The following is a 13,412-nucleotide window of genomic DNA, read 5'->3' as shown; positions in this document are numbered from 1 at the left end:
CTACTCCTTGGCGACGCGTTTCATGTCCGCATCCATCATCATGCGGATCAAGGTATCCAGGTCGGTTTTCGGCTTCCAGCCCAGCACGCGCTGGGCCTTGGCCGGATTGCCGAGCAGCACTTCGACTTCGGCCGGGCGGAAAAACGCCGGGTCGATCTTCACGTAATCGCGGTAGTTGAGGCCGACGTGATCGAAGGCGATGCGGCACATTTCGCGCACCGTGGTGGTGACGCCGGTGGCGACCACGAAATCGTCAGGCTTGTCCTGTTGCAGCATCAGCCACATGGCTTCGACGTAATCGCCGGCAAAACCCCAATCGCGTTTGGCGTCGATGTTGCCCAGGGCCAGTTCGTGCTGTTTGCCCTGCTTGATGCGGGCGGCGGCGTCGGTGACCTTGCGGGTCACGAACTCGATGCCGCGCAGTGGCGATTCGTGGTTGAAAAGAATGCCGCTGCTGGCGTGCAGGTTGAAGCTTTCGCGGTAGTTGACGGTGATCCAGTGACCGTACAGCTTGGCCACCCCGTAAGGGCTGCGCGGGTAGAACGGTGTGTTCTCGTCCTGTTGCTCGGCCTGGATCAAACCGAACATTTCGCTGGTCGAGGCCTGATAAAAGCGCGTGTGCGGACTGAACTGGCGGATCGCTTCGAGCAGGTGGGTAACGCCCAGACCGTCGACGATGCCGGTGGTTACCGGTTGATCCCAGGAGGCGGCGACGAAACTTTGCGCGGCGAGGTTATACACCTCGTCCGGCGCTGACTTGATGACCGCGCGCTGCACCGAGCAGGCATCGGCCATGTCACCGTCGAGGTAGACGATGTCGGCTTCGACGCCCATCTCGCGCAGGCGCCAGCGCGAATCGCTGCTGCGCCGTGCGACCAGACCGTGGACCTTGTAGCCCTTGTCGAGCAGCAACTTGGCCAGATATGCGCCGTCCTGGCCGGTGATCCCTGTGATCAGTGCACTTTTTGTCATTCTTGTCGTACTCGCATCTCCCAGTCGGACAGGATCGCCCGCAGGGATTGTTGTGTGGTGATTTCTGGCGTCCATCCTGTGGTTTTCGCCAGTCTTGCGTGGCTGCCGCAAACGCGGCGCTGATCGGCGCGACGCAGGCGTGCCGGATCCTGAACCAGTTGCATCTCGACTTCGGCCAGATCGCCCAGCTGTTCGATCAGGCTGCGGATGCTTTGCTCGCGGCCCGAGCAAATGTTGTAAACCTGTCCCGGCGTGCCTTTTTCCAGCAGCGCGAAGTAGGCTGAGACGACATCGCCGACATCGAGAAAATCGCGTGTCACGTCGATGTCACCGACTTCCAGTTGCGGCGCTTGCAGACCTTGCTTGATCCGGCTGATCTGGCGTGCGGCGCTGGCGATGACAAAGCTGTCTTTCTGCCCAGTACCGATGTGATTGAACGGTCGCGCGACCAGCACCGGCCAGCCTTCGCTCAAGCCCCATTGCAGGCTGAGAAACTCGGCGGACAGTTTGCTCACCGCGTAAGGATTGCGCGGGCAGGGCGGTTGTTGTTCGGTGATCGGCAAGTCATTTTCGCCGACCTGGCCGTAGACGTCGCCCGAGCTGACGTAGAGAAAGGTGCCCTGAAAACCACGCGCCTTCAGCGCTTGCAACAGATTGAGGGTGCCGAGCAGATTGATCTCGAGGGTCCGCGCCGGATCGCGAAAGGCTTCGGGGACGAAGGTCTGCCCGGCCAGATGAATGACGGCATCGGGCAATTGCGGCCACACATTGATGAGGCTGTCCGGCTCTGTCAGGTCGTAGGGCGTAGCGGCAGGCAGCAGCTCCCACGACGAATCAGGCGACGCCAGACGAGACTGAATATGGTGTCCCACGAATCCACTGAGACCCGTGACGAACAGACGCTTTTTCAAACAGCGACCCCTTGGTCTTGAACTTACGCCACTTTCCCACAGGCTTTGAGGGGAAGTCTGTCAGACCGGTGGAAAAAACCGGGAGGACAGCAGGCGAAGTCATTGTTGTAGTTGTTTGGTTGCCAATCTGTGCCAATTGCGCGGCAATTTCAACAGGTCCAACCGTGACCGGTCAGTTCTCGTCAGCGTAGCCCGATTTTTCTCGTCGGACGGTTCACGAATCCTCAACGGATGTGTTTAGAATGCCCCTCGTCGCGATCCCCCGATGGTTGATTACGGGAGCGCGGCGCAGGGTGAAACCGACCACTAAAACAAGAACGAAGACGTGCTCCAGGACCCAGGGTGAGAACGGCACTGCCGACTCGATCCGAGGCTTGACCGTCATAGCATGAAGTTGCCAGGACGGCAGTTTCATCGTGGGATGCCATGAATTTCATTCTCTACTCGGACGTCAACGACAGCTCCATCAGCCAGAGCCTGGGGCGTCCGGAATACAGCTATTACTTCGTGCTCAAGGCCTATCGACCGGTGCTGGAAAGCCTTGGGCGTGTACATGTGGTCGCGTCCACCGCCGAAGTCGATGCGCTTTACCAACAACTGCTCGCCGCCGGCGAAGACAGTGTGTTCCTGTCCTTCACGCCACCGCAGAAAACCCCGCTCGATCTGCAATGCCCGACGATTTGCGTGGTGGCGTGGGAGTTCGATTCGATCCCCGATGAGCAGTGGGACAACGATCCGCGTCAGGACTGGACGCAGATGCTCGCCCGCCAGGGCCGCGTGATCACCCTGTCGAGCCACACCGCCCGCGCCATTCGCCGCGCCATGGGCGAAGACTTTCCGGTGTTGGTGCTGCCGACGCCGCTGTGGGAGAACTTCGCCGCCATTCGTCAGCAGCATGTACCTGCGCCGATCAACCCGGGCGCGACGCTGGCGATCAAGGGCTGCATTTTTGATTCACGCACGCTGGGACTGTCGGCTGATGCGTTGATCCCACCGCCGTTGACGGCTGAAGAGGAGGCCGCGCTGGCGGCCGAACTCGAAGCTGCGCGCCCGCCACCGCTGACATTCAAGCGACGTCTGGTGATTGCCCGGCATTACCTGCGCTTGTGGGCGCTGGACTTGGGGCGTGAGCAGGCAGAGCCGGTGCCGCGCGTGAAGTTTCTGCACAACTGGTATTGGGAAGGCCTGCGCGATCTGTTTTCGGAGAACCTGCACGGCTGGCTCGAACAACGCCTGCCGGCCATTTGCGGTCCGCAACCGCTGCCGGTGATCGAACCGCCGCCGCTGGACCTGCCGGACACCACCGCGGTGGTCGAAACCCGGGTCGACGGTGTGATCTACGTCACCGTGTTCAATCCCAAGGATGGCCGCAAGAACTGGCACCAATTGATCACCGCATTCTGCTGGGCGTTTCGTGAAATCCCCGACGCGACACTGGTGTTGAAAATCACCCAGAACGATCTGGCGTCCTACTACAGCGAAATGATGACGTTGCTCGCGCAGCTCACGCCGTTCGCCTGCCGGGTGGTGGTGATGCACGGTTACCTCGACGATGCGCAGTACGCGAAGCTCTATGAAGCCGCGAGTTTCTATGTCAACGCTTCGCGCTGCGAAGGGTTGTGTCTGCCGTTGATGGAGTTCATGTCCAGCGGCAAACCGGTGATCGCACCGGATCACACCGCGATGGAAGACTACATCGATGAGTCGGTGGCGTTCGTGGTCAAGTCCAGCGAGGAGCTGACGATCTGGCCGCAGGACACGCGGATCGTTTACCGCACCCTGCGTTACCGTCCGGACTGGGGTTCGCTGAAAAACGCCTACGAGCAGAGCTACCGGGTGGCCAAGGCACAACCGCAGGACTACCAGCGGATGTCGGCCGCCGCGGTACAGCGCATGCACGACTACTGCGCCTTTGCTCCGGTGCAAACGCGCATGTCGGACTTTTTCGGGCTGGCACCGAACACCACCGATGCCGCGCCAGTGACGGACAACGCCTCATGCTGATCATCATCCATTCGGAAACCAACCAGCACACCATCGCGCAGAATCTCGGGCGTTCGGAGTACAGCTATTACTTCGTGCTCAAGGAATACCGGCCGGTGCTCGAACGTCTCGGGCGGGTGGTGGAAGTCGTTGATCCGCAGCGCGAGGTCGATGCGCTGTACCGGGAATGCCTGAGCCGGGGCGAGCCTTGCGTGTTTCTGTCGTTCTCGCCGCCGCATCGCACCCCGGTGCATCTGGCCTGTCCGACGTTGCCGGTGTTTGCCTGGGAATTCAGCACCATCCCCAACGAAGCCTTCGCCGGTGAACCGCGCAATGACTGGCGTACTGTGCTGCGGGCCTGTGGCGCGGCGATCACTCATTCCAGCTACACCGTCAACGCCGTGCGTGAGGCGATGGGCGCTGATTACCCGATCGTCGCCGTGCCTGCGCCAGTGTGGGATCGCTTCGCTGCACGGGGCGCGCAGTTGCAGGGGCAGGCGCCGGGCGAGTCGTTCCGCCTGAAGATCAAGGGGCTGGTCGCCGACAGCCGAACCCTCGACCTGAATGCGTTCGGCCCGGAACATCTGCGCTGTGGCAAAGGCATCGATTTCGCCGCACCGATCACCGAACAGGAACTGCTGCTCGACGGTGTGGTGTACACCTCGGTGTTCAACCCCGGCGATGGGCGCAAGAACTGGGAAGACATGCTCAGTGCCTTCTGCGTGAGTTTTCGCGACGTCGACGACGCTACGCTGGTGCTCAAGCTTACCCATCACGATGCCGAAGAAGCCCTCGGTGACATCCTCCATCACCTGTACAAGAACCAGTCCTATCGCTGCCGCATCGTGCTGATCTACGGCTATCTCGCCGACCCCGATTACGAGCGACTGGTGCAAGCGACCCGCTACGTGGTGAACACTTCCTACGGCGAAGGCCAGTGCCTGCCGCTGATGGAGTTCATGTCCTGCGGCAAACCGGCGGTGGCTCCGCGTACTACGGCGATGATCGATTACCTGAGCGCCGAAAACGCGTTCCTGATCGAGTCCACCGACGAACTCACCGCCTGGCCCCACGACCCGCGCAAGGCCTTCCGTACCTTACGGTATGTGACCAACTGGGCGTCGTTGTGCCAGGCCTATCAGGCCAGTTACGACGTGGCGAAAAATCACCCTGAGCGTTACGCACAGATGTCGGCGCAAGCCGTCCATAGCCTGCAAGGATTCTGCAGCCAAGCGGTGGCCGAGCAGCGTTTGCAGGTGTTCTTCGCGCAGTTGCTCGAACTCAACGCGACCCTCGTGGAAACACCTCAAGCATGAACAGCCGACGGATCATGGACATTGAAGTCCTGCGCGCCATTGCGGTACTGGGCGTGCTGTTCCATCACCTGCAGGGCAGCCTGTTCACTGACGCGGTGCCCTTGCTGGAAAAAATCCATGCCTGGGCGCAGCCCTGGTGGGGCGTCGATCTGTTCTTCGCCATCTCCGGTTTTGTGATTGCTCGCAGCCTGATCCCGGCACTGCAAGGCTGCACCACGCGGCAGGAATACTGGCAGCAGACGCGCAATTTCTGGCTGCGCAGGGCTTTTCGACTCTTGCCTTCTGCGTGGTTGTGGCTGGCGCTGATGTTGCTGGCGTGCCTGTTCGTCAATCGTTCCGGGGCATTCGGTACGCTGTCCGCCAACCTGCAAGCGACATTGGCGGGAGTGTTCCAGTACGCCAACTTCCGCTTTGCCGACAGCTTCTTTCACTACGAATACGGCAGCAGTTTCGTCTATTGGAGCCTGTCGCTGGAGGAGCAGTTTTACCTGCTGTTCCCGCTACTGATTGTGCTGTGCCGCAAGCATCTGGTCTGGGCGCTGCTGGCGCTGGTCGCGGTGCAATTGTTCACCTTGCGCACGCCGCTGCTGATGGTGGTGCGCACCGATGCGCTGGCCCTCGGCGTGTTGCTCGCCATGTGGAGCGCACAGCCGAGCTATCAGCGCTGGCAGCCGACGTTCTTGCGACGCCCGTGGGCGGGGATTGCGGCGCTGGTAGTGATCGGCGTATTCATGAGCTACATGGCTACCGACCGTTTTACCTTCGTCAATTACCGCATCGGCGTGATCGCCGTGCTCAGCGCGTTGCTGGTGTGGATTGCTTCGTACAACCGCGATTACCTGATGCCGGCCGGTGGCGTTCAGCGTGTGCTGGCCTGGATTGGCAGCCGCTCCTATGGCATCTACCTGATCCATATTCCGGCCTATCAACTGGTGCGCGAACTGATTTTCCGCTTGCAAACCGCCGGCCTGCCGAGCCCGGCCGGGCACCCGATCCTCACGCTGTTGCTGGCGTTCGGTTTGATCGTGCTGCTCAGTGAACTGAATTATCGCTTCATCGAAATGCCCATGCGCAATCGCGGCGCCGCGCTGGTCAAACGCCTCGGTACTTCGCGAACCGCCGTCCCATCCTCTGGAGCCACCTCATGCTGAGCCTTTTGAAGAAACTCACGGCGGGCACGCCTGCACCGGCCCCCGCGCAGCCTGTCGCGACTGCCGAGAAGACCGATCCATACATGCTCGGCCTGCACGATGCGATGCTCAGTGGCTGGTTCAACCAGGAAACCGGCGAGCTGTTCAAAGACTTTCCGGTGAGCGCCGACGATACGCTGCTCGATGTCGGCTGCGGCGACGGCGGCAATGTGCATTTCTGCGGCATGCGTGGGGCGAAGATCATCATCGCCGACATCGACGGCGCCAAGGTCGAAGCAACCCGCCAGCGGCTCAGCGACACGCCGGCGCGGGAGGTCGAATGCCACGTCACCGACTGCAATCCGCTGCCGATTGCCGATGCCACGGCGACGCGTGTGGTCTCCACCGAAGTCATCGAACACGTCGATGATCCGGCGCAATTTCTCGCGGAGCTGGTGCGCGTGGGCAAACCCGGCGCGCTGTATTTGCTCAGCGTGCCGCACCCAAGCTCCGAAGACCTGCAAAAAGACATCGCCGCTGCCGAGTACTTCCAGAAGCCCAACCACATTCGCATCATCAGCGAAGAGCAGTTCAAGGCGATGGTCAGCGAGGCGGGGCTGGAGATCATCAGCCACAGCCAGTACGGTTTCTACTGGTCGATGTGGATGCTGCTGTTCTGGGAAGCCAAGGTCGATTTCAGCAACCCGGATCACCCGCTGCTCAATCACTGGGCCGATACCTGGCAAGCGGTGCTGAGTTCGCCGCGTGGCGCGCAGATCAAGCAGGCGCTGGATGCCGTTGTCGCGAAAAGCCAGGTGATCATCGCCCGTAAACCCGCGACACCTCTGTAGGAGCTGCGGCACGCTGCGATCTTTTGATCTTGATTCTAAAAACAAGATCAAAAGATCGCAGCCTCGTTTCACTCGACAGCTCCTACGGGGTTTTTGTGTAACCTTGCAGCCTTGTGATGTCAGGGATTAGGAAGGTATGCGCTTTATTGTCGGGCTGCTTTTGGGATTGTTGCTCTCGGGTTGCGAGCAACACGACGCGCCGCCCCTCGACCAACAACTCTATATCTGGCAACGCCAATGGACGCCGGCCCATGAGGCGGCGTTGCGCGACAGCCACGATGACTTCTCGACACTGCGCGTGCTCGCGCTGCAAGCCTTCCCGAATGCCGGATGGAGCCGGGCGCTGATTGATGCGCCACTGTTGAAAGCCGATGGCCGTCCGCTGATTGCGGTGATCCGTCTCGACGGCCAGCTCAAGTCGCTGGATCAGGATCAAGTCACCGCGCAAATCCTTCAGCTGCTCAACGACTGGCAAGCGCAAGGCCTGACCCTGAGCGGCGTCGAAATCGATCACGATGCCGGTAACGCACGTTTGCCGGCTTACGCTGAATTCCTCAAACATCTGCGCTCGGCATTGCCAACGACCCTGCCGCTGAGCATCACCGCACTGCCGGCCTGGCTCGACAGTGCGCAACTGCCTGCACTTCTGCAAACCGTCGACAGCAGCGTGCTGCAAGTCCACGCCGTCAGCGATCCACGCCGGGGGCTGTTCGAGGCTGATCAGGCGTTGAAATGGGCCAAGGCTTGGGCGCGCATCACCGATAAACCGTTTTATCTCGCGCTGCCGGCTTACGGTGTCGCGCTGTTGCCGGATGACGGCGGGGCGCCGCTGGTAGAAAGCGAAGTGCAGCTTGAGCGGGGCGGCGCGCGTCGGGAGCTGCTCGCCGATCCGCTGCAATTGCGTCAACTCGGCAAGGTGTTGCGCGAAGACCCGCCAGAGCATCTGGCCGGGTTGATCTGGTTTCGCCTGCCGCTGGCCAATGACCGTCGCGCCTGGAGCCTGACCACCTTGCGCGCCGTGGCACGGGGCGATGCGTTGAGCAGCCGGCTCGGCGTGACGTTCAGCGAACACAACGGTCTCTACGACATCAGACTCGACAACCCCGGCAACCTCGACCGTGCCTGGCCAGCGCGCATCACCCTGCAGGCGCAAGGCTGCGAAGGCGCCGATGCGCTCGCCGGTTATGCATTGCAACAAGGCCCGGATCTGCTTACCTTCACCCGCCTGCGTGACGGCCGAATGCCGGCGGGCGGACAACGCGCCATCGGTTGGGCGCGTTGTGCACATATTGATCAAGGAGGTTCGCATGTTGACCCGTAACTGGCCCCGCCATCTGCTCTGCCTGAGCCTCTGCTTGCCGTTGGGGTCGGCGCTGGCCTGCGGCCCGGACTTCCCGATGCGCCTGCTCGATAACCGTGCGCAGACTTTGGCCGATCTGCCGGAGGGCAACTTCAATTTCGAACTCAGCCGCCTCGGCCAAGCCATCGCTGGACTGAAGAACGTCACTGCTGCGACGCACAATCCCAGCGACCTGTACGGCGATGAAAATGCAGCTGCCGAGGCGCGGGAAAAGGCCGAACAGCTGGGTCTGAGTGCCGAGCAGCAAGCGCTGGTCAAGCAACTGCGCGGGCTGAGCGATGCGCATCAGGTCGAGGTGCAGGGCGCCAGTCTGCCGGCGGAAATCCGCTTGTACGTGGCCGGTGCGGTGGCGTTCGCCACCGGCGATCATCCACTCGCCGTCGAGTATTTCAACAAGCTGCTGGCGCTGTCGGCGGATCAACGACCGTTGCGCAGCACCTGGGCGGCGTATTCGCTGGGGCGAACCTGGTTTGCCATGAGCAGCGAGGCTGGCGCTGCGGTGACGGCGCTGGAACAGTCCCGTGACGCGTTCCGTCAGGCCCGGCAGCTGAGCATCGACGGTTTCAGCGATCCGCTGGAACTGGGTGTCGCCAGTCTCGGCGAAGAGGCGCGGGTGCTGCGTACGGCGGGCGACTGGAACGGCGCCATCGAATTGTATGAGGCGCAGAATCTGCACGGCTCAGCAGTCGGTTACACCTCGCTCAAACAATTGATGAATGAACTGGCGGAGTTGCCCGAGGCCGAACTGGCCGAGTTGCTCCAGCATAAATCGGTGCAGCAACTGGTCACGGCATCCTTGGTCAGCCGCCAGGGCTGGTCGTTTGGCGACGAGCCGCCGAACCAAAAGAAACTGGTGAAGCTGCTGCAAAACAGCACCCGTGGCAGCCTGGAAAATGCTGATCGTCTGGCGGCGATGAGTTATCAACAGGGCGATTACGCCAGCGCCAAGGCCTTCCTCGAGAACGCCGGTGACGGCGGGCTGGCGTGGTGGCTGCGGGCCAAGCTGGCGGTGCGTGACGGCGATAAGAATGCTGCGGCTGCGGCCTACTCGAAAGCCGCGCAAGCCTTCCCCCAAAAGGAAGATTGGGGTTATCGCCGCACGCCGGATTGGGCCTACGAAAGCCTGCAGCCGAAATGCCGGGTCGAGGGCGAAAGCGCAATTCTCGCCCTGCAGCGCGGCGAATACCTGCAAGCGTTTGTGCAGTTGTATCGCAGCGACAGCACTTATTGGTTCGATGCAGCGACGGTGGCCGAGCGCGTATTGACCGTCGACGAACTCAAGCAGTACGTCGACGACAATGTGCCGGCGCCGCCCGTGCTGACTCAGCAGGAACGCGACAGCTACGTGCCGCTGCCGGTCGCCGCCAGCCTGCGCAACCTGCTCGGTCGGCGCTTGCTGCGTGAGGGGCATTACGCCGAAGCGGTCGCTTACTTCGACAATCCTGATCTGCAAAACAAGGCTCGGCTCTACGGCCAGCAACGCTTGAAAGCCGACTCGGCGTGGTGGCCGACCAAACGCGCGAGTGCGCTGTATAACGCGGCGTGGACGGCGCGCGAGTGGGGCATGGACATTCTTGGATACGAGATGGCGCCGGACTACGCCACGTTCGGCGGCAACTATTCACTGGAAAGCGCCGAGCTGAAAGTCGGCCCGCTGGTTTCTGAGGCCGAAGTAAAACGTCAACAGGCCAGCGCAGCGAAACCGGATCAGCGTTATCACTATCGCTTTGTCGCCACCGAACTGGCCAGTCGCGCCGCCGACAATCTGCCGCACACCAGTCAGGCGTTTGCCGCCGTGTTGTGCAACGCAGCGGGCTGGAACAGCAGCCTGGAAGATCAAAGTGCGCTGTACCAGCGTTACGTCAAGGAAGGCCCGTTCGTGCCGTGGGCGGTGGATTTCGGCAATCAATGCCCGTATCCGGATTTCGAAAATGCCGATAAGCGCTACGTCACCCAGGTCACCGATGACGTGCGCTCATCGCTACGGCCGTACAAGTGGCCGGTGCAGATCGGCGCGATTGTGCTGGTCAGCGCTGCGGCGTTGTTGTTGATCACGCGTCGCCAGCGCAAGGCCCGTAAAGGCTAAGCCTGCTGGACGAAGGTCAGGCGCACCGCAAAGCCGATCAACAGGCTGCCGAACAGCCATTGCTGCACCCGTTGCGCCGTTGGACTGTGTTGCAGCCAACGGCCCAACGCGGCGCCGGTCAAGGCGTAGGCGCAATCGAACAGCAGGCCGATACCGACCAGCAGCGCGCCGAGCAGGGCAAATTGGCTCAGGACCGGCGCGCCGTCATTGATGATGAACTGCGGCAGCAACACCGAGCAGAACAACAACGCTTTGGGATTGAGCAGATTAGTCAGCAGACCCCGGCGCACTGCTTCGCGCCATTGTCCGTGACTGTCGGCCATTTGGCCGGCCTGCAGATCTGGCAACAGTGTGCTGCGCAGGCATTGAATGCCGATCCACAGCAGATAGGCCGCGCCGGCCAGCCTGACCACGTCGAACGTCCACGGTGCAGCCTTGAACAGCGCCGCCAACCCCAACGCCGCTAACGCCACATGACAGCCCCGGGCAATCCCGAGGCCGATGGCCGTTGCCAGCGCGGCGGTTCTTCCCTGCCGGGCACCGGTTTGCAGCAACAGGATCATGTCTGGGCCGGGCAACAGAAACACCACCGCCAGCGCCAGAAAAAACAGCCAGAGACTTGCCACATTGCGCTCCTTTCGTTGTCGATTCGGTGCGCTCAGTCTAGGGTCGGAGGGTGCCGCAGGTGCTTGCGTAGTCAGCTTCAACACCTGCTGAATTTGGCATAACCTTCGAGTTTCGGAAGTCATATCCATCGGAATCTGCCAAACATGAAACTCGACGCCTTTGATCGCAAAATCCTCGCCGCACTGCAACGCAATGGACGGTTGAGCAACGTCGAGCTGGCGGATGAAATCGGCCTGTCGGCGTCGCCGTGTTTGCGCCGGGTGCGGATGCTGGAAGAGGCGGGGGTGATTCGTGGCTACCAGGCCAATCTGGATCGCGACGAAGTCGGCTTGGGGCTGACGGTGTTTGTCGGGGTCAAGGTCGAGCGCCATAACGATGCACAGGCCGAAGCGTTTTACGCAGCGGTGACGGCATTGCCGGAAGTAATTTCAGCGTTTCTGGTGTCGGGTGAATCGGATTTTCTGCTGCAAGTGGTGGTGCCGGATCTACGCGCCTATGACCGCTTTCTCAGTGGCTGCCTGTTGAAGTTGCCGGGAGTGAGCGACATTCGCAGCAACTTCGCGATTCATACGGTGAAGACGCCGGGGGCGTTGCCGCTTGGGCATCTTCCGGCCTGACTAGCAAAGATCGCAGCCTTCGGCAGCTCCTACAGAGGGGCGCATTTCGTGTAGGAGCTGCCGAAGGCTGGGATCTTTTGATTTTCTACATCTGCGTCGCCATCCCCTCGACATTCATCGCTGCCTGGCGCAACGCTTCCGAGCGGGTCGGATGGGGGTGACAGGTCAACGCAATGTCTTCCGCCGACGCACTGAATTCCATCGCCACGCAATATTCACCGATCATTTCGCTCACGCTCGGCCCCACAAGATGCACGCCGAGCACTTCATCCGTGCGCTCATCCGCTAGAACTTTGGCAAAGCCTTCGGTTTCATGGTTGATCTTCGCCCGGCTGTTGGCGGTGAACGGAAATTTACCGACCTTATAGGCGCGACCCTCGGCCTTGAGCTGCTCTTCGGTTTTGCCGACGCTGGCCAGCTCCGGTTTGGTGTAGATCACGTTGGGGATCAGGTCGTAGTTGACCTCGCCGGCCTTGCCGTGGATCTGCTCGACGCAGGCCATGGCTTCATCTTCAGCCTTGTGCGCGAGCATAGGCCCGGACGTCACGTCGCCGATCACCCAGACGCCGGCGGCTTCGGTGCGATGCTGTTTGTTGGCAAGCATGCCGCGCTTGTCGGTGCTCAGGCCGACGTTCTCCAGGCCCAAACCCTGGGTGTACGGGCGCCGACCGATGGCCACCAGCACGTAATCCGCTTCGAGCAATTCGGCGGTTCCGCCTGCCGAGGGCTCGACGCTGAGCTGCACGCCGTTGGCCGAAGTCGTTGCGCTGGTGACTTTCGAACTCAACTTGAAGGCGATCCCCTGTTTGCTCAGCGAGCGTTGCAGGGTTTTGCCGGCCTCGGCATCGACGCCTGGACAGATGCGGTCGAGGTATTCGACCACGGTCACCTGTGCGCCGAGTCGCCGCCATACCGAGCCCAACTCCAGGCCAATCACGCCGGCACCGATCACCACCAAATGCTTGGGCACTTCACTGAGCGACAGCGCGCCGGTGGAGTCGAGGATACGTTGGTTGTCGATCTCGACGCCGGGCAGGGGAGTGGGCTCGGAGCCGGTGGCGATGATGATGTCCTTGGCAGTCAGCTCGACTTTGCTGCCTTGAGCATCGGTCACCGTGACTTTGCCCGGTCCATCAATGTGGCCCCAGCCCTTGATCCAGTCGACCTTGTTCTTGCGAAAGAGAAACTCGATGCCTTTGGTCAGGCCGGTCACGCTTTCGTCTTTCTGTTTCATCATTTGCGCGAGGTTCAGCGTCGGCTTGACCTCAATGCCGAGGTTGGCGAATTCCGCACCCATCGCCGCGTCGTACAGCTCCGAGGCATGCAGCAACGCTTTGGACGGCATGCAACCGACGTTCAGGCAGGTGCCGCCGAGCGTCGCCCGGCCCTCCACGCAAGCGGCCTTGAGGCCCAACTGGCCGGCGCGGATCGCCGCGTTATACCCACCGGGGCCGCCGCCCAGAATCACTACGTCATAGTTGCTCATGCGCTTGCTCCTGATTGATGGATGCGGATCGCTAAAAGTAGCTGTCGATAAAAATTACGAACGTAATATGTGC

The 13,412-nt window shown here is 61.3% G+C and carries 11 protein-coding genes; 7 read left to right on the top strand and 4 right to left on the bottom strand.

The features are described 5' to 3' along the window. Together gmd and EJA71_RS07000 are read right to left on the bottom strand one after the other, a co-directional pair. Positions 1-972, bottom strand: a complete 972-nt coding sequence (gene gmd, locus EJA71_RS07005; protein WP_105704732.1) for a GDP-mannose 4,6-dehydratase — start codon at positions 970-972, stop codon at positions 1-3. After that, positions 969-1,883, bottom strand: coding sequence for a GDP-mannose 4,6-dehydratase (locus EJA71_RS07000; protein ID WP_158955459.1), 915 nt, complete (start codon positions 1,881-1,883; stop codon positions 969-971). The genes gmd and EJA71_RS07000 overlap by 4 nt, the downstream gene beginning before the upstream one ends. Positions 1,884-2,309: 426 nt before the next feature. Here EJA71_RS07000 and EJA71_RS06995 point away from each other — a divergent pair, with 426 nt between their 5' ends. The 6 genes from EJA71_RS06995 (at position 2,310) to EJA71_RS06970 (ending at position 10,609) form a co-directional block, all read left to right on the top strand. Beyond that, the gene (locus EJA71_RS06995; RefSeq protein WP_158955457.1) at positions 2,310-3,887 is read left to right on the top strand and encodes a glycosyltransferase family 4 protein; all 1,578 of its coding nucleotides are present in this window, start codon (positions 2,310-2,312) and stop codon (positions 3,885-3,887) included. Continuing rightward, positions 3,881-5,182 (top strand): glycosyltransferase, encoded by a 1,302-nt coding sequence (locus EJA71_RS06990; RefSeq protein WP_158955455.1) that lies wholly within the window; start codon positions 3,881-3,883, stop codon positions 5,180-5,182. The genes EJA71_RS06995 and EJA71_RS06990 overlap by 7 nt, the downstream gene beginning before the upstream one ends. After that, entirely contained in the window at positions 5,179-6,333 is a 1,155-nt protein-coding gene (locus EJA71_RS06985; RefSeq protein ID WP_158955453.1) for an acyltransferase, read from the top strand. Before EJA71_RS06990 ends, EJA71_RS06985 begins: the two co-directional genes overlap by 4 nt. Next, the gene (locus tag EJA71_RS06980) at positions 6,327-7,163 is read left to right on the top strand and encodes a class I SAM-dependent methyltransferase (protein WP_158955451.1); all 837 of its coding nucleotides are present in this window, start codon (positions 6,327-6,329) and stop codon (positions 7,161-7,163) included. Before EJA71_RS06985 ends, EJA71_RS06980 begins: the two co-directional genes overlap by 7 nt. Positions 7,164-7,299: 136 nt before the next feature. Next, positions 7,300-8,484: a DUF3142 domain-containing protein gene (locus EJA71_RS06975; RefSeq protein WP_158955449.1), complete on the top strand. Its 1,185-nt coding sequence runs from the start codon at positions 7,300-7,302 to the stop codon at positions 8,482-8,484. Next, complete coding sequence (locus EJA71_RS06970; RefSeq protein ID WP_158955447.1) at positions 8,471-10,609, top strand: hypothetical protein; 2,139 nt, start codon at positions 8,471-8,473, stop codon at positions 10,607-10,609. Before EJA71_RS06975 ends, EJA71_RS06970 begins: the two co-directional genes overlap by 14 nt. Here EJA71_RS06970 and EJA71_RS06965 read toward each other — a convergent pair. Continuing rightward, complete coding sequence (locus tag EJA71_RS06965) at positions 10,606-11,235, bottom strand: LysE family translocator (RefSeq protein WP_158955446.1); 630 nt, start codon at positions 11,233-11,235, stop codon at positions 10,606-10,608. The genes EJA71_RS06970 and EJA71_RS06965 overlap by 4 nt on opposite strands. 144 nt (positions 11,236-11,379) lie before the next feature. Here EJA71_RS06965 and EJA71_RS06960 point away from each other — a divergent pair, with 144 nt between their 5' ends. Next, positions 11,380-11,853, top strand: coding sequence for an Lrp/AsnC family transcriptional regulator (locus tag EJA71_RS06960; RefSeq protein WP_158955444.1), 474 nt, complete (start codon positions 11,380-11,382; stop codon positions 11,851-11,853). A gap of 85 nt (positions 11,854-11,938) precedes the next feature. Here the strand turns inward: EJA71_RS06960 and lpdA are convergent, their stop codons facing one another. After that, positions 11,939-13,339 (bottom strand): dihydrolipoyl dehydrogenase, encoded by a 1,401-nt coding sequence (lpdA, locus tag EJA71_RS06955; RefSeq protein WP_158955442.1) that lies wholly within the window; start codon positions 13,337-13,339, stop codon positions 11,939-11,941. Positions 13,340-13,412 lie beyond the last annotated feature (73 nt).

The sequence above is a fragment of the Pseudomonas sp. PB106 genome (assembly GCF_009764645.1).
GTDB lineage: Bacteria > Pseudomonadota > Gammaproteobacteria > Pseudomonadales > Pseudomonadaceae > Aquipseudomonas.
This window is presented reverse-complemented; position numbering and strand designations above follow the sequence as displayed.

Bases quoted from the DNA above. Each gene is read 5' to 3' on its own strand.
- EJA71_RS06970 (WP_158955447.1), top strand. From the start codon at position 8,471: ATGTTGACCCGTAACTGGCCCCGCCATCTGCTCTGCCTGAGCCTCTGC.
- EJA71_RS06985 (WP_158955453.1), top strand. From the start codon at position 5,179: ATGAACAGCCGACGGATCATGGACATTGAAGTCCTGCGCGCCATTGCG.
- EJA71_RS06975 (WP_158955449.1), top strand. From the start codon at position 7,300: ATGCGCTTTATTGTCGGGCTGCTTTTGGGATTGTTGCTCTCGGGTTGC.
- gmd (WP_105704732.1), bottom strand. From the start codon at position 972: ATGACAAAAAGTGCACTGATCACAGGGATCACCGGCCAGGACGGCGCA.
- EJA71_RS06980 (WP_158955451.1), top strand. From the start codon at position 6,327: ATGCTGAGCCTTTTGAAGAAACTCACGGCGGGCACGCCTGCACCGGCC.
- EJA71_RS06960 (WP_158955444.1), top strand. From the start codon at position 11,380: ATGAAACTCGACGCCTTTGATCGCAAAATCCTCGCCGCACTGCAACGC.
- lpdA (WP_158955442.1), bottom strand. From the start codon at position 13,339: ATGAGCAACTATGACGTAGTGATTCTGGGCGGCGGCCCCGGTGGGTAT.
- EJA71_RS06995 (WP_158955457.1), top strand. From the start codon at position 2,310: ATGAATTTCATTCTCTACTCGGACGTCAACGACAGCTCCATCAGCCAG.
- EJA71_RS06990 (WP_158955455.1), top strand. From the start codon at position 3,881: ATGCTGATCATCATCCATTCGGAAACCAACCAGCACACCATCGCGCAG.